Below are 19,071 nucleotides of genomic sequence, written 5' to 3'. Positions count from 1 at the left end.
ATCACCCAGCCTTGTCGCCCGACCTATGCGCAATCCACGCACCAGCCAGCGCCGAGATATACGGAATCGCCTGTGCAGCCAGGATGAACATCCACAGCTGTCCTTCGGTGAAGTGCGAGGCGGTGCTTCTGGCCATACCGATGATGCACAGCACGAGTGCGCACAGCATCAGCATTTCTTCGCGCACCGGCGCAAAGGCGGCGAAGTTGCTGCCGCCGAGGCGACGGCTCTTGGCGGTCACCACGAACGAGGTTTTCTGGCGTGTCAGGCCGTGCAGGATGCCGCGTGCGATGGCATGACTGAGGCCCATGCTGGCGACCGACGCCATCAAGGTGTCGTACCAGCCGCATGGCACGCGGGCGCGATAGAGCACGATGCCGAAGATGGCCTTGGCGAAGAAGAAGCCGATGACCGGAATCAGGAACAGCTGCATCGGCAGGCTGAACAGGTGCGGCAGGCCCACCATGCCGGCGGTCCAGAAGATCGCCATCAGGGTGAAGATCAGGTGCAGGGCATCGGCGAACCAGCTGAACCAGCCGGTGAGGAAGTGGAAGCGCTGGCCGGCGCTGAGCGGGCCTTGCCTGGTCATCCAGCTCCAGCGGCCTTTCAGGATCTGCATGGCGCCGAAAGCCCAGCGATAGCGCTGGCTCTTGTATGCCTTGAAGTCGGCCGGGGTGAGACCCTTGCCCATCAGCTCGTCGACATAGACCAGCTCGTAGCCGGCATGCATCAGGCGCAGGCCGAGCTCTGCGTCTTCGCAAATGGTCCATTCCGACCAGCCGCCGGTGCCTTCCAGTGCGGAGCGGCGCACCATGGTCATGGTGCCGTGCTGGATGATGGCGTTGCGCTCGTTGCGGTGGTGCATGCCGATGCGGAAGAAGCCGTCGTACTCCCATGCGGTCATGCGGCGGAAGCGGTTGTGTTCGAAGTCGCGATGCGCCTGCGGGCACTGCACCACCGCCACCTTCGGGTCATGGAAGTAACCGGTAAGGCTGGCAAGCCAGTCGGCACGCACCTCGTAGTCGGCGTCGATCACGGCCACCACGTCGGCGCGCGGGTTGGTTTCCTTCAGGCCGAAGTTCAGCGCGCCGGCCTTGAAGCCCGGCCACGGTTCCAGGTGGAAGAAGCGGAAACGTTCGCCGAGCTTCTCGCAGTACTCCTGCACCGGCTTCCAGATCGCCGGGTCCTTGGTGTTGTTGTCGATCACCAGCACTTCGTAGTTCTGGTAATCCAGCGCGGCCAGCGAATCGAGCGTGACGATCACCATCTCCGGCGGCTCGTTGTAGCAGGCCAGGTGGATGGAGACGAACGGCTGTTTCTCGACCGGATCGGGCGGCAGCATGCCGGCATGGCGAACCCACTTGCGCCGCCACAGCACCTCGGTGAATTCGAAGCCGTTGATCAGCAGGATCGCCAGGATCGCTACCTGGGCGGGGAACAGCAGCACCAGCATGCTCCAGTCGATCCAGTCCAGGTAGAAATTGAAGGGCAGGGTGACCGACCACACGATCAGGCCGCAGGCCAGCTGGATCAGCACGTCGAAGAACAGCCGTCCGGTCAGCTTGAAGCGCCGGAAGCGGATGCCGAACCAGATCATCGGGATGATCGCCAGCAGGCTGGCGGCCAGCGCCTTCCACGGCCAGCCGGTGTCTTCCGTCACCGGGCCGGTGAACGGGAACTTGAGCTGGCGGTCGGCGTTGAAGATGCCCCAGTAGGCGCCGGTGCGGCCTTCGCCGAGGTTTTCCTTCCAGGGCTGGTCGAAGGCTTCGAACAGGTAGTAGTCGACGTTGTGGGCCTTGGCGTAGATCAGCCATTCACGGTCGAAGATCGCCTCGTTGGAGATCGACGGGTAGGCGCGCTCGCGGCGGTCGCCGTTCGAGGGCCAGCCGATTTCGCCTACCACCACATGCTTGTTCGGGAAGCGGTGCTGGACCAGCTCATAGGCACCCTCGGCGGCGGCGATGGCGTCTTTGCGGTCCAGACCGTTCCAGAACGGGAACAGGTGGATGGTGATGAAGTCCACATGCTCAGCCAGCTGCGGGTACTTCAGCCAGATGTAGTCCGGTTCGGCGATCGACACCGGCTGGCGGATGTGCGCACGGGCCCGGTCGAGGTAGACGATCATCTTGTCCACCGGGATGTTGTTGCGGAACAACACCTCGTTGCCGACCACCACGCGTTCGATGGTGTCCGGGTAACGGTTCGCCAGCGCGATCAGCGCGTCCATTTCCTTTTCGTTGTTTTCCAGGCGGGTGTCGATATCGGCACCGGCCATCACCTTCAGCCCGTCTTGCCGGGCCAGGCGATAGACCTGCGGGTTCAGCAGGGTGGAATAGGTGCGGATGCGGCCGGTATAGCGGCGCAGCAGCTTCAGATCGCTGTCGATCTGGTCGTCGCTGGGGAAATCCTGGTTGAAGGGGTTCTGGTAGCGCTGGAAGAACGAGACGGAGAAGCCATTGATCTGACCGCGCCAGTCTTGCGGGCCGCGCGGGAGGTTACCCCACCACCACAGGCCGATGTTCAACGCGGCGACCACCAGAGCCAGCAGGATGGCGGTGAAAATCGACGGCCAGGTTTTGGGTTGGGTGGGTGTCGAGCTCAAGAAAATCCCCGTAGAGGTGACCTCTTTCGAGGCACATGAAGCTCGCGGAGCTTAACCAATTAACGGTAGTCGGCTCAATAATTTGCGGTGGGAACGGTCAGCGCGAGGTCAGGGCAGGTCCGCGGTTGGAACGGGAGCGGGGCGGCTTGGCACCCGATGGCGGTGGCCCGGATGCCGCTTGCCGGCACCCAGCGGCGGTCAATGGCCTGGCGGCGATGCAACAGCGACCGATTGAGCGATGCGGCTACGGCGTGCTGTGGCGAGGTGCCGCCGATCCCTCGTTTTGTTTCATGTCGATTTTGTCGCGCGCTGATCGTCATCGTGTTGAGGGTGCATCGATGACTGTTCGGCGCGAGCGCGCATGGTTATCAACGTCGAAAAAGGATGGCTTTGAGCAGGGCGTCATTCGCAATGAATTACGCGCCCGCTTCGTAATCAATTACGCGGCCGTTTCACGCGGATGGCCGTGGATGTCATGTGCGCGTGCGCAGGATATGAAAAGTGGTTGGATCGCATTGCCACATTGGCGCAGACAGGCACTACACGTCGCTATGCACTAAAGCTATCTTCAGAACAGGGGGAGGGAGCCGGATTCTTCAACTGGATTTTTGAAGTCCGGCGCAATTAGCGCAAGCCACAGAGAAGCTTGCGTGAAACTGACAATTGGGGAAAGGTCATGAAGGCTCAACAGCGGAAACTGTTGTACGTCGTGATTTGCACCACGCTCGCGGGAACGCTGGGCTATACCCACCTCGCCCGAGCGCAATCCACGACCACAAGCACGGCGACACAAGCGTCCGGACCCTCACCGCAGTCCACATCCACGACGCAAACCGGCAATCCACCACAAGCGCAGACCCTGAAAACCGTAACGGTCACTGGTTCGCTGATCCGCAGCGTCGATGTGGAAAGTGCGCAACCGGTGGTCACCATTACCTCGCAGGACATTCAGCGCCAGGGTTTCGCAACGGTCGGTCAGCTGTTGAACAATCTCACTTCGGCCTCTTCGCCCGATATCAGCAAATCCGATCCCTATGAAGGTGGCCCCGACGTCGGCGGCACCTATGTCGACCTGCGCAATATCGGCACGCAACGCACCTTGGTATTGATCGATGGCAAGCGCGTGGGTACATCGTTCGATGGCTACACCAATCTCGACACGATTCCGACCGCGATTGTCGATCACATCGACGTGCTGGCCGATGGTGCCTCGGCGATTTACGGCTCCGATGCGATCGCAGGTGTGGTGAATATCATCACCAAGCAGAACTACAACGGCGCCGAGATCGAGACCTACAACGGCAAGTATCTTCCGGGCGGCGACGGCAACCAGGGGCAATACAGTGTGCTGTTCGGCAAGACCTTTGCGCGCGGGTCGATCGAGCTTGCCGCGCAATACCAGAAGCAGGATGCGATCAGCGCCGCCGATCGGTCTTACAGCGCCTACCCCGAGACCGGCAATTTTCCGTTGAATGGCTATGCACCGTACGGTACGCAAGGTCAGTTCTTCTTGAACAACAACTGGTACGTGCTCAACAACGGCGGCAATCCGCAGAACATCAATGACTATCACGTGTTGCAAACGCCGATTTCGAATGCCAACGGCGTCGTGACGAATCCGGGCGATTACGCCAACATCAATCCGTACCAGTCCCTGCAGAGCGCGACGAACATGAAGAACCTGTTCTCGCAAGGTCACTACGACATCCTCAGCAACCTGACCGCGGATTTCACGGCGAGCTTCAACCAGCAGGGCAATACCGCCGTGTTGGCCGGCTTCCCGCTAACCAGCTCGGGCCTGTTCTCCCAGCAGTTCCCGCAATACACGGGCATGGAGTTGTCGCCGGATAGCTACTACAACCCGACCAATGCGCCGGGCCAGACGCCGACTGCGCTGGCGTTTCAGCGTAACGTGCTGGAACTTCCGCGCTTGAACATCAACAAGGTGGAAAACTTCCGCTTCAGCCTGGGGCTCGAGGGTAACTTCACTATCGGGGAGCACTCGTTCAACTGGGATGTCTATTACTACGACACCCGCTATGAAGGCACCATTCTGGATACCGGCAATTTCTCGCTGCCGAATCTCTCCAATGCGCTCGGTCCTTCCTTCCTGGCCTCAAACGGTACGGTCGAATGCGGTACGCCCGGCAACGTCATTGCCGGCTGCGTACCGTTGAACGTGCTCGCATCGCGCTATACCCCGGCCATGCTCAATTACATCGACGTCAATGGTTACGAGCATTACGGCAGTTCGGAAAAGGGGCCGCAATTCGATTTCAGCGGCGACATCCTGGAGCTGCCGGCCGGTGACCTGAGCTTCGCGGTGGGTGCGTCGCACCGTAATCTCCAGGGTTACGACACGCCGGACATTCCTTCCGCAGAGGGCTTGACCACCAACCTCGCCGGCCAGCCTACTTCTGGCGGATACAACGTTACCGAAACCTGGCTCGAGTTGAATGCGCCGCTGCTCAAGGATCTGCCATTCGCGCAATCCTTGAGCCTGGACGTTGCCGATCGCTTTTCGCATTACAGCAACTTCGGCGGCACGAACAAGAGTCAATACAAGCTGACCTGGAAACCGATCAACGACCTGATGGTTCGCGCCAGCTATGGCACCGGGTTCCGTGCACCGACGGTGGGCGATCTTTACGGCGGTGTCACCACCACGTATCCGTTCTACAACGATCCCTGCGATGTGGCTTACGGTCTGGCTCGCTACAACACGACCGTGGCCAAGAACTGCGCCAACGGAATCGGCGGGCAGCCGGGTTTGAATCAGGCGGCGTTGAACGCGGCTGGACTGGGTGCCGAATTTCCGACCGGCTTCATGCAGGAGGCGGCGCCAGGCAGTCCGGTAACGTCGCCGGGCGGCTATCCGGTGTATGCGCCGTTCACCCAGGGTGGCAATCCCGAGCTCCGTCCGGAAACCTCCAAGAGCGTGCAGCTCGGTATTGTCTACAGTCCCAGCTACCTGACCGGCTTCAACGGCACGGTGGATTATTTCCATTACATCGTGCGCAACGTCATTTCGTTTGTCTCGGACAATCAGGTGCTCGATAACTGCTACGCGCTTGGCATCGTCTCCGATTGCCAGTTGTTCCAGCGCACCGCGGCGGACGACTACCAGGTCAGCAGCCTGTTCATCGGGGAAGAGAACCAGGGCTGGATGGATGTGGCCGGTTACGACGTGGATCTGTCGTACAAGCTGCCCAAGTTCTCCTTCGGCGAGTTCACGCTCGACTCCAAGTCCACCTACTACACGCGCAACAACACCGAGCAATACGCCGGCGCGCCCGTTTCGTATAACAACGGCTTCGGCTCGTATTGGCGCATACGCTCCAATTTCACCATCGGCTGGCAATACAAGGAATACGGTGCGCAGTGGACGCTGCGTTACTACTCGCCGCTGAAAGATCCTTGTTACAACGAACAGTATTCGGCCTTTCCATGCACCTTGCCGAATTACTATCAGCCAGGCGTAGGCATTGTGCCGATGACGCAGATTGCGTCGGTGACGTTCAATGATGTGCAGGTGTATTGGAATACGCCCTGGAACGGCACCATCGCGCTGGGCGCCGACAATATTTTCAATCGCGTAGCGCCGTACTTCTACGGCGGCTTTACCTCGGGCGGCCCGATTGAGGCCGACACGTCGTACGCCTACAACCCGTCGTATGACTACGGGCGGTTCGTCTACGTGCGCTACACCCAGAAGTTCTGACCGTTGCCGCGGCCGCGCCCTTTCCTGTTTGCAGGAGAGGGCGCGGTAAGGCTCGCTTGCGTCAAAGAGCGTTACATCAACAGCGACCGCAGCATCCAGGCGGTCTTTTCGTGCGCTTTCAGGCGGCCGGTCAACATATCGGCCGTTCCTTCGTCGCCGGCGCCGTCGGCCGCCTTGATCGCTGCGCGCGCGGTGGTCGCAGCGATTTCATGGCCGGTGACGAGCTGGGTCACCATCTCCTTCCAATCCGGTACACCGGATTCTTCCTTGATCGAGGTGAGTTTGCCGAACTGGCTGTAGGAACCCGGGGCGAACACGTCCAGCGTGCGGATGCGCTCGGCGACTTCATCCGCCGCCAGCCATAGTTCGTTGTACTGCGTCTCGAACATGGTGTGCAGGCTGTTGAAATGCGGGCCGGTGACGTTCCAGTGGAAACTGTGGGTTTTCAGGTACAGCGAGTAGGTATCGGCGAGCAGCTTGGAAAGCTGCCTGGCAATGGCTTCGCGGTCTTTCTTGGCAATGCCGATGCTGGTGGCCATGATGCGTTCCTTTTTGCAGAGGGTCGTGTATGGACTCCTCGAGCTTAGCGACCTGCCGGTGCCGGGGAAATGTGTCGTGCGGCTACGCTCGATAGTCACGAGTTATCATGTGGGGCTGCATGAATGATATGAAGCCCACCCCCGCCCCGGATGCCCCGGAAACCTCCCTGCGTGCGCTGCGCCAATCGCTGGATGGCGTTTGCAGCCGCGATTTCGGCCGCCTGCTGGGCCGCTGGCGCGGCCTGTCGCGGCGTCCGGAGGCGAAAAAGCTGGAGTCGCTGGCCGCCGATATCGCTGCCTCCGCCCAGCGCAGGCAGCGCCGTGCGCACAGCAAGCCGCCGATCCGGCTGGACGAATCACTGCCGATCACCGCGCGTGCCGAGGAGATCATCAAGCTGATCCGCGAGCACCAGGTCGTGGTGATCGCGGGCGAAACCGGTTCCGGCAAGACCACCCAGTTGCCCAAGCTTTGCCTGGCCGCCGGGCGCGGCGAGGCCGGGTTGATCGGCTGTACCCAGCCGCGCCGGCTGGCGGCCCGCTCGGTCGCGCGCCGCGTGGCGGAAGAGTTGGGCACACAGTTGGGCGACAAGGTCGGTTTCCAGGTGCGCTTTACCGATCAGGTCACCGAACAAAGCCTGGTCAAGTTCATGACCGACGGCATCCTGCTGGCCGAGACGCAGGGCGATCCGTGGTTGTCCGCCTACGACACGCTCATCATCGACGAAGCGCACGAGCGCAGCCTCAACATCGACTTCCTGCTCGGTTATCTCAAGCGGCTGGCGGTGAAGCGGCCGGAGCTGAAGATCATCGTCACCTCCGCCACCATCGACACGGCGCGTTTTGCCGAGCATTTCGGCAACGCGCCGGTGGTGTCGGTGGAAGGCCGCGCCTATCCGGTCGAGCTGCGCTGGCGTTCGCCGGATGAGGTATCAGCCCGCCGCAATCAGCGCAGCGGCGATATGCAACAGGGCAGCGCCGAGCATGTCGCGGCCGTGCTGGATGAGATCACGCATGACGATCCACGCGGCGACGTGCTGGTGTTCATGCTGGGCGAGCGCGAGATCCGCGATGCGCACTTGCTGCTCTCGCGCCGGCAATATCGCGAAACGGAAATCCTGCCGCTGTATGCGCGCCTGTCGGCGAGCGATCAGGATCGTGTCTTCAAGCCCGGTACCAAACGTCGCGTGGTGCTCGCCACCAACGTGGCGGAAACCTCGCTGACCGTGCCGCGCATCCGTTACGTGATCGACACCGGCACGGCACGCGTAAAGCGCTATAGCCAGCGCAGCCAGCTTGAGCGCTTGCACGTGGAGCCGGTATCGCAGGCGGCGGCGGATCAGCGCAAAGGTCGTTGTGGCCGTGTCGGTCCTGGCATCTGCTATCGGCTTTATGACGAAGCCGACTACGCGTCGCGTTCGGCGTATACCGATCCGGAGCTGCTGCGTTCCTCGCTCGCCAACGTCATCCTGCGCATGTTGTCGCTGCAATTGGGCGAGGTGGATGAATTCCCGTTCCTCGAATCGCCCGATCCGCGCGTGGTGGCGGATGGCCATCGCCGGCTGCTGGAAATCGGCGCGATTGACGAGCGGCGTCAGCTCACCGCGATTGGCCGCATGCTGGCGCGTCTGCCGATCGACGTGCAACTGGCGCGCATGCTGGTCGAAGCTGAGAAGCTGGGCAGTCTGCGCGAGTTGCTGGTGGTGGTGTCTTTTCTCAGCATCCAGGATCCGCGCGAGCGTCCGGCCGATGCGCGGCAGCAGGCTGATCAGGCGCATGCTGCGTTTGCCGATCCGAAGTCCGATCTGATCGGTGTGCTGAATCTGTGGCGTGAGTACGACAGCGCGCACGAGGAGCTGACGCAGTCGAAATTGCGGGACTGGTGCTCGCGGCATTTTCTTAGTTTTCTGCGCATGCGCGAATGGCGGGAGTTGCATCGGCAGTTGTTGCTGGTGGTGCAGGAGTTGGGATGGCGCTTTACGTCCCACCTTGCCGTAACTACTCCCTCTCCCCTTCGGGGAGAGGGTGGGGGTGAGGGGGCAACCTCGCGAGGAGTTGCTGGTGCGAAAGCAAAAGCTGTGAATGCTGAGGCTGCGAGCAGGCGATCTGGCAAGCCCCAGCCCCTCACCCCCACCCTCTCCCCGGAGGGGAGAGGGAGAAAAGAAGGTGGCTCCCCGGAGGGGAGAGGGGGAAAAGCGGATGTCGCTTCGGGGAGCGAATCCGAAGCGGACCGCACTTACGAATCCATACACCGCAGCCTGCTCGCCGGCCTGCCCACACAAGTCGGCCACAAGGACGAAAAAGGCATTTACCGCGGCACGCGCGAACGTCGTTTCCAGGTGTTTCCGGGCTCCGCGCTGGCCAAGACGCCACCGAACTGGATGTTCGCCGCGCAGATCCTGGATATCGGTGGCCGTGTGTGGGGCATGATGTGTGCGCGCATCGAACCGCTGTGGATCGAACAGCAGGCTGCGCATCTGTTGCGCAGCACCTGTCGTGACGCGCATTGGTCGCGCAAGCGCGGCACGGTGGTGGCGTATGAGCAGGTGAGCCTGTTTGGGCTGGTGCTGGTCGAGCGCCGGCCGGTGACGTTCCAGAAGCAGGACCCGGCGCTTGCACATGAGATTTTCCTGCGCGAAGCACTTGCGCGTGGCGACATCGATGCGCGTGCCGATTTTGTACGCGCCAACCAGCGCGTGCTGGAAGATGCGCAAGGTATCGAAGCGCGTCAGCGTCGTGAGGGTCTGATTCGGCACGAAGACGAACTGGTCGATTTCTTCCGTGGCAAGTTGCCGGAAGACATCGCCAGCAGCCGTGCGCTGGATGCCTGGTATCGCAATGCACGTCCCGCTGAGCAGGCAGCGCTGCGCTGGTCCATCGATGATGTGATGGTGGGTGGGGCAGGGCTTGATCCAAGGGCGTTTCCTGCGTCGCTGGACCTCCAGCCCCAGCGTTATCGTCTGGAATATCGCTTCGTACCAGGCGACGATGCCGACGGTGTCACGCTGCATCTTCCGTTGGCGATGCTCAACGCGCTGCCCGCTGCGCGTTGTGAATGGCTGGTGCCTGGGCTGCTCGGCGAAAAGGTGGCGGAACTGATTCGCGGCTTGCCCAAGGCGCTGCGGCGCAACTTTGTGCCTGCACCGGATTTCGCTCGCGCTTTTGTCGAAGCCGAAGCGCCACGGGACGAGCCGCTCGCTAAGGCGCTGGCCACTTTCCTGCGCCGTACCACCGGCGTGGAGATCGATGCCGCCGATTTTGCACCGGTGGCACTCGCGCCGCATTTCGCCATGCGTTATCGCCTGCATGACGAGAAGGGGCGCACGCTGGCGACCGGGCGCGATTTGTCGGTGTTGCGCGGGCAATGGGAAGGACAGGCGCGCGAAGCTTTCTCACGCAAGACCGATATCGAGTTGACGCGCGAAGACGTTACGCGTTGGGATTTCGAGGAGATTCCCGAACAGGTGCGTTCGGAAGGAGGCCTGCTGGCTTTCCCCGCCTTGGTCGATCTCGGCGATGCCGTCGCCTTGCGGGTGTTCGAGCGCCGCGACGAAGCGAAAGCCGCACACCTGAAGGGGGTGGAGCGTCTGCTGCGGCATGCCTTGTCGAGCGAATTGAAACAGGCGCGCCGCCGTTTGCCGATCGCCAATGCCATGTCGCTGAAATACGCACCGCTTGGCAGCGTGGATGGTTTGCGCGAAGACCTGGTCGAAGGCGGATTCGTCGACTGGCTCGCCACGCAGGATCTGAACGTACGCAGCGCCGCCACCTTCGAGGCGCTGCGCACGCATGCCGCGCGTGATTTGTTCGCGGCTGCGGTGGAGCGGCTGAAACTGGCCGAGCCGATCATCGAGGCACAGGCGGATCTCAAGCCATGGCTGCAACCGCCACTGATCGGTTTCGCCCGCGCCAGTTACGATGATCTCGGCGAACAGCTTGAAGCCCTGCTTGCTCCGGGATTCTTGCGGGAACTCCCCACTGCGCGGCTGACGCATTTTCCGCGTTATCTGAAGGCCATGCGCCTGCGCGCCGAACGCTTGCGCCAGGATCCGACCAAAGACCAGCAACGCATGCTGCAGGTGTTGCCGTACTGGCGGGAATACCTCAACCACCGCGCGGCGGGCGACGCAGGGCTGGATGAATTGCGCTGGTTGATCGAAGAGTGGCGCGTATCGCTGTTCGCGCAGGAGCTGAAGACGCCGGATCCGGTTTCGGCCAAGCGGCTGGCGAAGGCGCTGGAGCTGATCAAACGCACCTAGCCTGCTTTGCTCCCTCTCCCCGCGTGCCCCAGAGGGGAGAGGGAGCTGATGTTGCGGTATTCTTGCGCGGCGCATGCTGACGCGACACACGGGGATCGCTGCACCAATGGTTCACGCCACGACCACTGCTGCGGGACATCTGGCGGGGTGGCAGTCACGGGCTGGCGCACTGCCCGTGGTGCTGGCCGATGCGCTCGCTATCTGCGCCCAGAACGGGGTGAACGAACGCGAGTGCGGGGACGTGCTCGATCTGCTCGCCATGCTGGGCTGCGATGCGCATACCCAGGCGGCGGCCTTGTGGTTTGAAATCGCACGCATTCATCCGCTGGTGTGGGAACAGCGCGCGGCGGCGTTGCCGGAAGAATTGCAGCGGCTGGTCGCCGGTCAGGTGGCGGCGGAACGGGTGTGGGCCCTGCATGCGCAGCGTCCGCCCGAAGGCGGTTCCGAAGGGCTGCGCCGCCTGTTGCTGGCGATCATCCGCGATTTGCGCGTGGTGTTCATCCTGCTGGCGCGGCAACTGGCGCGCATGCGTGCGGCCAGCACGCTGCCGGAAAGTGAGCGCCAGGAACTGGCGCGGCTTACCCGCGATATCCATTCGCCGCTGGCCAATCGCCTGGGTATCTGGCAATTGAAGTGGGAGCTGGAAGACCTGGCTTTCCGCTATCTGCAACCGGATACCTATCGCCGTATCGCCAAGCTGCTGGATGAACGTCGCGGTGATCGCGAGACCTTTATCCAGGAAGCCTTGGGCGAGCTGGGTGATGCCCTGCACGCGGCGGATATCCGCGCCGATCTGGCCGGCCGCCCGAAGCACATCTACTCGATCTGGAAGAAGATGCAGCGCAAGGCGCTGGAGTTTTCCGATCTCTACGATATCCGCGCCGTGCGCGTGCTGGTCGATAGCGTCGGCGACTGCTACGCCGCGCTAGGCATTGTGCATGCGCTGTGGCCGCATCTGCCGGGCGAGTTCGACGATTACGTTGCGCGTCCCAAAAGCAATGGCTATCGCTCGCTGCACACGGCGGTGATCGGTCCGCATAGCAAAACGCTGGAAGTGCAGATCCGCACGCATGACATGCATCGCGCCAACGAGTTGGGTGTGGCTGCGCACTGGCGTTACAAGGAGGGCGGTCACGGCGATGCGGATTTCGAGGCGAAGATTGCCTGGATGCGCAAGCTGCTCGAACCGCGCAATGACGATGGCGAACTGGCCGCGGATCTGCAGACCGAGCTGCTGGAAGATCGCGTCTACGTGCTCACGCCCAAGGGCGAAGTGGTGGATCTGCCGCATGGCGCCACCGTGCTGGATTTCGCCTATCACGTGCATACCGAAGTGGGGCATCGCTGCCGTGGCGCCAAGGTCAACGGACGCATCGTGCCGCTGACCCATCAGCCGCACAGCGGCGACCGGGTGGAAATTCTTACCGCCAAGCTCGCCGAGCCGAGTCGTGACTGGCTTTCCGTGCACCACGGTTATCTCAATACCAGCCGTGCACGCGACAAGGTACGGGCCTGGTTCCGGCGCAGTGCGCATGAGGCAAATCTCGCGGCCGGTCGCGCCTTGTTCGAGCGCGAACTCAAGCGTCTGGCGATTCCCGATGCCGACGTGGCGAAGCTGCCCGCACTGTTCCATCTGCAGACACTGGATGAATTGCTGATCGCGCTCGCCCTGGGAGAAATCAGCACGGGGCAGGTGGCGCGTGTCCTGCAGGAATCCCAGCAACCGCCCGAACCGCCACCCAGCGCACCGGTCACGGCGCGGCCGACCGTATTCGACCACAGTGCGATCAGCATCGAAGGCGTCGGCAACCTGCTGACCGTGCTGGCCCGTTGCTGCCAACCGCTGCCGGGCGATCCGGTACGCGGTTTTATCACCCGTACCCGTGGCGTGTCCGTGCATCGCGCGAACTGCGCCAGTCTCGCCAGGCTGGCCCGACGCGATCCGGACCGGGTGATCGAAGTGAGTTGGGGGCGTGCTGCCGCGCAGGCTTATGAGGTGACCATCCAGCTCAACGGTTACGACCGCAAGGGACTGCAGAAGGATGTGGTAGGTGTCATCAGCAATGCCAGCATCGGCATCATCGCTTCGTCCAGCCGTCTATTTGCACGGACCGGCGAGGTGGAAATGCGTTACACCCTGCGGGTCAGTGATTTCGAGCAGCTATCGGCCTTGCTGGATCGCCTGGCGGCGGTGCCGAATGTGGTGGAGGCGCGGCGCGTGGGGGCAGGCTGATTGGGGAGTGGCCGCCAGGGTGGGCCCGTCTCTTCGAACCCCCTGCCGCCAGTTGAACGTAACATCCTGCTTCCAGCGCGGGCTTGGGGTGCAATGTTAAGCTGCCCCCGTTAACCACCATGTCTTGAGCCATGAGCGGAACCCGCGACCCGCACGACCCTAATAACGGCCGTACCGAACCGAAACTGGGTGATCTGGATCACCTGGACAAGCCGCGCCCGCCCGCCGAGCCGGACGATGGTCTGCCCCGTATGAAGGTGGAGCCGGGCTATCGCCGCGGCACGTCTTCGGGCAAGCAGAAGAACAACAAGAACAACAGGAACAAGAAACGCAGCGGCTGGCTGATGCCGGTGGCGATTGCGGTGCTGCTGCTTGTCATCGTGGGACTGTGGTTCAACCAGAGCCGTTTGCGCGGTCTGGTGCCGCGCACCGACTTTGACGATGTGTTGCATCGCGCGCAGATCGCCTTGCAGCAGGGGCATCTGGATGGTACCGATGGCTCCAGCGCACGCGAATTGTTTGAAGCAGCGCGTGCCTTGGAGCCGGACAACGACGCTGCGCGCCAGGGTCTCAACGATGTAGGCCGCGCGGAAATCGCGCGTGCGGATGCCGCCTTGCAGGCCGGCAACCTGGATCAGGCGCAACAGGCGTTGACCAATGCACGCGAACTGCTTGGCGGCGGCAGCGATGTGGATCGCCTGACCCAGCAGATTGCCAAGGCGCAGGTGGCAACCGGACAAACCGGCACGCTGATCACCCAGGCGCAGCAGGCATTGACCGACGGCAAGCTGGATGGTCCCGATGGCGCAGCTGCGTTGTATCAGCGCGTGCTGGCGGCTGATCCTGACAATGCGGTGGCTCGTCACGGCATGGATCAGGTTGGCGATGCCATGGCCACGCAGATCCAGAAGGCGCTGGATGCGAATGATGCGGCAACCGCATCCACGGGCATCGATCGTCTGGCTGTCTTGCTGCCTAACTATGCGCAACTGCCGACCCTGCGTGCTGCACTCTCCACTTTGCAGGCACAGGCCGGCACGACACTGACGGATGCAATCAACCAGGGCAACGATGCACTGCGTGCCGGCCGTGTTGTTGGTGATGGCGATGACACCGCGCTGGCGCATTTCAAGGCGGCGTTGGCCTTGGATCCGAATAATGCGGAGGCCAAGGCCGGGCTTGGGCAGGTCGCCGAGGCGCTGATCGTGCAGGCCAATGCCGCCATCGACAGTGGCGATACCGATCATGCACGGCGATTGCTTGATCAGGCGGCAAGCCTGGCGCCGGGCTCGGCGGATCTGGTCGCCGCGCGTGCGCGCCTGGGGCAACCTGCTACGCCGGGCGTTGCCGCGGCGGCTAATCAAAATGACGACAACGCGCCCCTGCCAACCGCTACGTTGACGTCGCAGCAGCAAACGCAAGTGGCGAACATGGTGCAGCGTGCGGGTGTGGCCGCGCAGCGTGGCGACATCATGTCGCCGCCGGGCGATTGCGCCTATGACCTGTATCGCGGCGCGCTGGCCATCGACGGTAACAACCAGGCGGCGATCAATGGTTTGCAGCAGCTGCCCGGCATGGTGCAGCAGCAGTTCAATCAGGCGTTGAGCGCGGGCAATCTCAACAAGGCCAGCCATCTGTATGACGCGTTGAGCAATCTTTCACCGGGTGATGCCGGGCTGTTGCCGACGCGGCAGCGACTGGTCGACGCCTGGCTGGATCAGGCCGAGCAGCAACTCGACAGCGGCGATCGCTACAACGCCGCCATGTCGCTGGAGCAGGGACGCAATCTGGCGCCGAACGATCAGCGTGTGCAGCAACTCACCGAACGCATGCAGGGCGGTCGATGACCGTACTGGTCTTTGGCGCTAGCAGTCAGATCGGGCATTACCTGTTGCCGCTGCTGGCCGCGCGCGATGAACCGGTGTTCGCCTTGAGCCGTTCGCCGCGTTCGGCGATGCCTGGGGTCAGCTGGCTGACCGGACAGCTTCCAGGCAAGGTGCCGGCGGTCGATGGTCTCTCGGCGATTTTCAGTTTCGGTCCGCTGCAACCCTTTGCCGATTGGCTGGGCAGCGTGGCACTGCCGCATGCGCCGCGCGTGATCGCCACCAGTTCGATGAGCGCGGAAACCAAGCGCGATTCGGAGGTGCCCGCCGAACGTGAAATGTCCCAGACGTTGCGCCGCGGGGAAGAGGCATTGGCCGCAGCGTGCGAGCGGCATGGCAGCGAGTGGACCGTGCTGCGCCCCACGCTGGTGTATGGCGCGGGGCTGGACAAAAGCCTGACACCGATTGCCCGCCGCGCGATGCGCACGCGCGTGTTTCCACTGCCGGCAGGACGCGGCATGCGTCAGCCGGTGCATGCCCAGGATCTGGCGTTTGCGGCCCTTGCGGCCTTGGATAACGCGGCGTCAGCGATGAAGATCCTGCCGATTGGCGGAGGTGAGCGTCTGCCGGCGGCGGAGATGTTCGCGCGGGTGCGGCGCAGTCTTCCGGTCGATACCTTGCCGGTACCGATTCCGGCCTGGGCCTTGCGCCTGGCGCGGCATGGCGTGGGACGGCTGCGCGGGCCGCTAAGCCGGCTGGAGGCGGATCTGGTGGCCGACAATGCGCAGGTGATCCGGTTGCTGGGTATCAACCCGCGCCCGTTCCGGCCGGATGCGGATTGCTGGGGCTGAGTAACCCGGCACAGCGCATGGTTCAAGCCATGCCGAGCGCCGCAGCATGCCCGCCTTATGCCATTTCCACCCCCTCTGCGTTCATCCGGGCGCCGGGTAGCGGGCCCTATGATCCCTGCACCTTAAATTAACGGGCGCTCCCGCGTTGGACTTCCTGAGCCGAATTCGATCGATCGCAAGCGCTTGCTGGCCGTGGGTACGCCTTCCTTTCTGGATTTGCACCGGCCTGTTTTTCGGTTTCCTGCTGCCGTACTCGCTGATACTCAACAAGCGCGTACAGGACCGTTTCAACGAACTGGTTTTTGCCGTGCCGACGCGCGTCTATTCGCAGCCGCTGCGTCTGGCCGCGGGTGTGCCGATGACGCCGGCCATGCTTGAAGTGGAGCTGACCTTCGCCGGCTACGTGGGTGATGGCCACGGCGATGTGCCGGGCAGCTGGGCCAAGCGAGGCAGCACCTATTTCATTTCCTCGCGCGGCTATGCCGGGCCGGATGGCGGCGAGCTGCCCAAGCGCATTCGCGTGGTGGTGGGGCAGGGCATGGTGGAATCGCTGACCGACCTGGGCACCGATCGACTTCTGCAGCAGACACACCTGGATCCGGGCCGCATCGCCACCGTCTACGGCGCCCAGCAGGAAGATCGCAGCATCGTGCAGTTGCGTGACGTGCCGCCGCTGCTGGTGGACGGTTTGCAGGCGGTGGAGGATCGCGATTTCAAGCACCATATCGGCATCGATTTCAGCGCCATCCTGCGCGCCGCGTTTGCTGATTTGCGGGCCGGGCATACGGTGCAGGGCGCCTCCACCATCACCCAGCAGCTGGTGCGCAACCTGTTCCTGAGCCGCGATCAGACGATGGGGCGCAAGTTGAACGAAGCGCTGATGTCGATTCTGCTGGAGATGCATTACGACAAGGCGCGCATCCTCGACGCGTATATCAATGAAGTGTTCCTGGGGCAGCAGGGCAGCCAGGCGGTGCGTGGTTTTGCGGCGGCCTCGGAGTTCTACTTCGGGCGCCGTCTTGAATACCTGCGTCCGCAGGAGATCGCCTTGCTGGTCGGCCTGGTGAAAGGTCCCAGCCAGTTCGATCCGCGCCGTTTCCCGGATCGTGCCCTGGCGCGGCGCAATCTGGTGCTGGATCAATTCGCCAGCACGGGTTTGTTGACGCCGGATCAGGCGCGGGCCGCGCAAGCCTCGCCGTTGGGCGTGATCGAGAATGGTCAGCTGCCGCACGATCGCTTCCCGGCATTCATGCAGCTGGTGCGTGCGCAGATCACCAATGATTTCGATGAAGACACTTTGCGGCAAGGCAATCTGTCCATCTTCACCACGCTCGATCCCGCGACGCAGCTTTATACCGAGCAGGCGATCGATGCCACGATCAAAAGCCTGGGCAAGCGCGGCGACGATACGCAGGCCGCCGCCGTCATTACCGACTCCAAAACCGGCAGCGTGCTGGCCGTGGTCGGCAGCAAGATTCCGGGCGATCAGGGGTTCAACCGCGCGCTGGATGCGCAGCGGCCGATCGGCTCCACCATCAAGCCTTTTGTTTACCTGGTCGCGTTGACCAACCCTGGGCGCTGGAATCTCGCCACCGAGTTGGACGATTCGCCGATCAGCATGCGCCAGCCGGATGGCACGCCGTGGACGCCGCACAACGACGACAACCAGAGCCACGGCATGGTGCCGATGGTGGATGCGCTGGCGTACTCATGGAACCTGGCCACCATCCACCTTGGCCTCGACGTGGGCGTGCCGCGCATCAAGGCGTTTCTGGATTCGTTCGGCCTGGCGAAAATCCAGCCGGGTCCGTCGCTGCTGATCGGCGCGATCGATCTGGCGCCGATCCAGGTCGCACAGATGTATGAATACCTGGCTTCCGATGGGCACGCCTTGCCATTGCTGGCGGTCAGCGGCGTGGTCGATGCCAATGGCCGCACCATCAAGCGTTATGAAGTGGAGAGCGGGCAGGGCCAATACCAGCCGGCGGTGCGCCTGGTGACCTGGGCGATGCAGCAGGTGGCGATCTACGGCACGGCACACTCCCTGGCCGAGTCCAGCCTGGCCGCGCTGCATGTCGCGGGCAAGACCGGCACCAGCAACGACCTGCGCGACAGCTGGTTCGCCGGTTTCACCGGCGATCGCCTGGGCGTGTTCTGGATGGGCCGCGATGACAACAAGCCCAGCCACCTGTTTGGCGCCACCGGCGCCCTGCGCGGCTGGCAGGAACTGTTCCGCAAACTGCCGACCGAACCGCTGCCGGCGGCGCCGGGCGAGGGCCTGGAAATGGCCTGGATCAACCCCGCCGACGGCCGGCGCAGCGATCCGCAATGCTCGGGCGCCAGGCAGGTGCCGGTGATTGCCGGTTCGCTGTCCAGCGATTCGGAGGGGTGTTTCTGGCAAAAGGTAGGTAATCTGTTCGGCTCCGGACCGAGCGCCCAGGCGCCATCCGATGCCACGCCTTCTGATACGACCGTTACCACCCGAGAATGACCATGCCGTTCCGTTCGCTTCGTGCCCTCCCTCTCGTGCCTGCCGCGCTGGCAGGCGTTCTGCTTGCCGCATGCAGCCAGCCCGTACCGGAAGCGCCCAGGCCGGCAGGTAAATCCAATGTCGCGATGGTGGCCGAGATCCAGGCTGCCGGTGCCAGCGACAAATCGGTGATCAACGTGCATCCGCTGGTGGATCCGGGCATCACCGCGTTGCAGGATGCGGCGCGCAATGACGAGCGTAACGGCCAGTACGCCGACGCCGCGGCCAAGCTGGACATGGCCTTGCAGCGCAATCCGGATTCGCCGGATGTGTTGCAGGACCGCGCCGAATTGGCCGTCTATATGGGCAATTACGATATGGCCGAGCAACTGGCGCGCAAGTCCTGGTCGCTGGGTTCCAAGCAAGGCCCGTTGTGTGCGCGCAACTGGCAGACCGTGGTTGAGATGCGCCAACGCGTGAATGACACCGCCGGTGCGGCCGCGGCCAGCAAGAGCGTTGGCGATTGCCGCGAACCAGGCATCCAGCGTTTCTAGGGCCTGTTAGCACTATTTGGAG

Annotated in this window: 10 protein-coding genes; 8 read left to right on the top strand and 2 right to left on the bottom strand. The window is 62.9% G+C overall.

The genetic code is table 11. The features are described from left to right. Position 1 precedes the first annotated feature (1 nt). Positions 2 to 2,602, bottom strand: coding sequence for a glycosyltransferase (locus tag ISP19_RS14765; RefSeq protein ID WP_204683168.1), 2,601 nt, complete (start codon positions 2,600 to 2,602; stop codon positions 2 to 4). Positions 2,603 to 2,748: 146 nt separating this feature from the next. On the opposite strand from ISP19_RS14765, the gene ISP19_RS14760 reads away from it, so the two are divergent. Both ISP19_RS14760 and ISP19_RS14755 read left to right on the top strand, forming a co-directional pair. Then, positions 2,749 to 3,162 (top strand): hypothetical protein, encoded by a 414-nt coding sequence (locus ISP19_RS14760; protein ID WP_204683167.1) that lies wholly within the window; start codon positions 2,749 to 2,751, stop codon positions 3,160 to 3,162. A gap of 116 nt (positions 3,163 to 3,278) precedes the next feature. Next, positions 3,279 to 6,323: a TonB-dependent receptor plug domain-containing protein gene (locus ISP19_RS14755; RefSeq protein ID WP_204683166.1), complete on the top strand. Its 3,045-nt coding sequence runs from the start codon at positions 3,279 to 3,281 to the stop codon at positions 6,321 to 6,323. A 71-nt stretch (positions 6,324 to 6,394) separates the two neighbouring features. Here the strand turns inward: ISP19_RS14755 and ISP19_RS14750 are convergent, their stop codons facing one another. Next, positions 6,395 to 6,862, bottom strand: a complete 468-nt coding sequence (locus ISP19_RS14750; RefSeq protein ID WP_204683165.1) for a Dps family protein — start codon at positions 6,860 to 6,862, stop codon at positions 6,395 to 6,397. Between the two features lie 119 nt (positions 6,863 to 6,981). Between ISP19_RS14750 and hrpA the strand changes: the two genes are divergently transcribed. From hrpA to ISP19_RS14720, 6 genes are all read left to right on the top strand, one after another. After that, a complete protein-coding gene (gene hrpA, locus ISP19_RS14745; RefSeq protein WP_204683164.1) occupies positions 6,982 to 11,118 on the top strand; it encodes an ATP-dependent RNA helicase HrpA in 4,137 nt (1,378 codons plus the stop codon). Positions 11,119 to 11,224: 106 nt separating this feature from the next. After that, complete coding sequence (locus tag ISP19_RS14740; RefSeq protein ID WP_204683163.1) at positions 11,225 to 13,351, top strand: RelA/SpoT family protein; 2,127 nt, start codon at positions 11,225 to 11,227, stop codon at positions 13,349 to 13,351. Between the two features lie 131 nt (positions 13,352 to 13,482). After that, the gene (locus ISP19_RS14735; protein WP_204683162.1) at positions 13,483 to 15,198 is read left to right on the top strand and encodes a tetratricopeptide repeat protein; all 1,716 of its coding nucleotides are present in this window, start codon (positions 13,483 to 13,485) and stop codon (positions 15,196 to 15,198) included. Then, positions 15,195 to 16,025 (top strand): SDR family oxidoreductase, encoded by an 831-nt coding sequence (locus ISP19_RS14730; RefSeq protein WP_204683161.1) that lies wholly within the window; start codon positions 15,195 to 15,197, stop codon positions 16,023 to 16,025. The genes ISP19_RS14735 and ISP19_RS14730 overlap by 4 nt, the downstream gene beginning before the upstream one ends. A gap of 145 nt (positions 16,026 to 16,170) precedes the next feature. Next, positions 16,171 to 18,516 carry a penicillin-binding protein 1B gene (gene mrcB / locus ISP19_RS14725; RefSeq protein ID WP_204683160.1) on the top strand — a complete coding sequence of 782 codons (2,346 nt, stop codon included), beginning with the start codon at positions 16,171 to 16,173 and terminating at the stop codon, positions 18,514 to 18,516. 2 nt (positions 18,517 to 18,518) lie between these two features. Further along, positions 18,519 to 19,049, top strand: coding sequence for a tetratricopeptide repeat protein (locus ISP19_RS14720; protein WP_204683159.1), 531 nt, complete (start codon positions 18,519 to 18,521; stop codon positions 19,047 to 19,049). The last annotated feature ends 22 nt before the right edge of the window (positions 19,050 to 19,071 follow it).

The sequence above is a fragment of the Dyella flava genome (assembly GCF_016904955.1).
Lineage (GTDB): Bacteria > Pseudomonadota > Gammaproteobacteria > Xanthomonadales > Rhodanobacteraceae > Dyella_B > Dyella_B flava.
Note: the sequence above shows the minus strand (reverse complement) of the source record. Positions and strands in the feature narration are given on the sequence as shown.

What these genes read in the sequence shown, in the direction of transcription:
- ISP19_RS14755 (WP_204683166.1), top strand. Translation starts at nt 3,279, where the DNA reads ATGAAGGCTCAACAGCGGAAACTGTTGTACGTCGTGATTTGCACCACG.
- ISP19_RS14750 (WP_204683165.1), bottom strand. Translation starts at nt 6,862, where the DNA reads ATGGCCACCAGCATCGGCATTGCCAAGAAAGACCGCGAAGCCATTGCC.
- hrpA (WP_204683164.1), top strand. Translation starts at nt 6,982, where the DNA reads ATGAATGATATGAAGCCCACCCCCGCCCCGGATGCCCCGGAAACCTCC.
- ISP19_RS14740 (WP_204683163.1), top strand. Translation starts at nt 11,225, where the DNA reads ATGGTTCACGCCACGACCACTGCTGCGGGACATCTGGCGGGGTGGCAG.
- ISP19_RS14735 (WP_204683162.1), top strand. Translation starts at nt 13,483, where the DNA reads ATGAGCGGAACCCGCGACCCGCACGACCCTAATAACGGCCGTACCGAA.
- ISP19_RS14730 (WP_204683161.1), top strand. Translation starts at nt 15,195, where the DNA reads ATGACCGTACTGGTCTTTGGCGCTAGCAGTCAGATCGGGCATTACCTG.
- ISP19_RS14720 (WP_204683159.1), top strand. Translation starts at nt 18,519, where the DNA reads ATGCCGTTCCGTTCGCTTCGTGCCCTCCCTCTCGTGCCTGCCGCGCTG.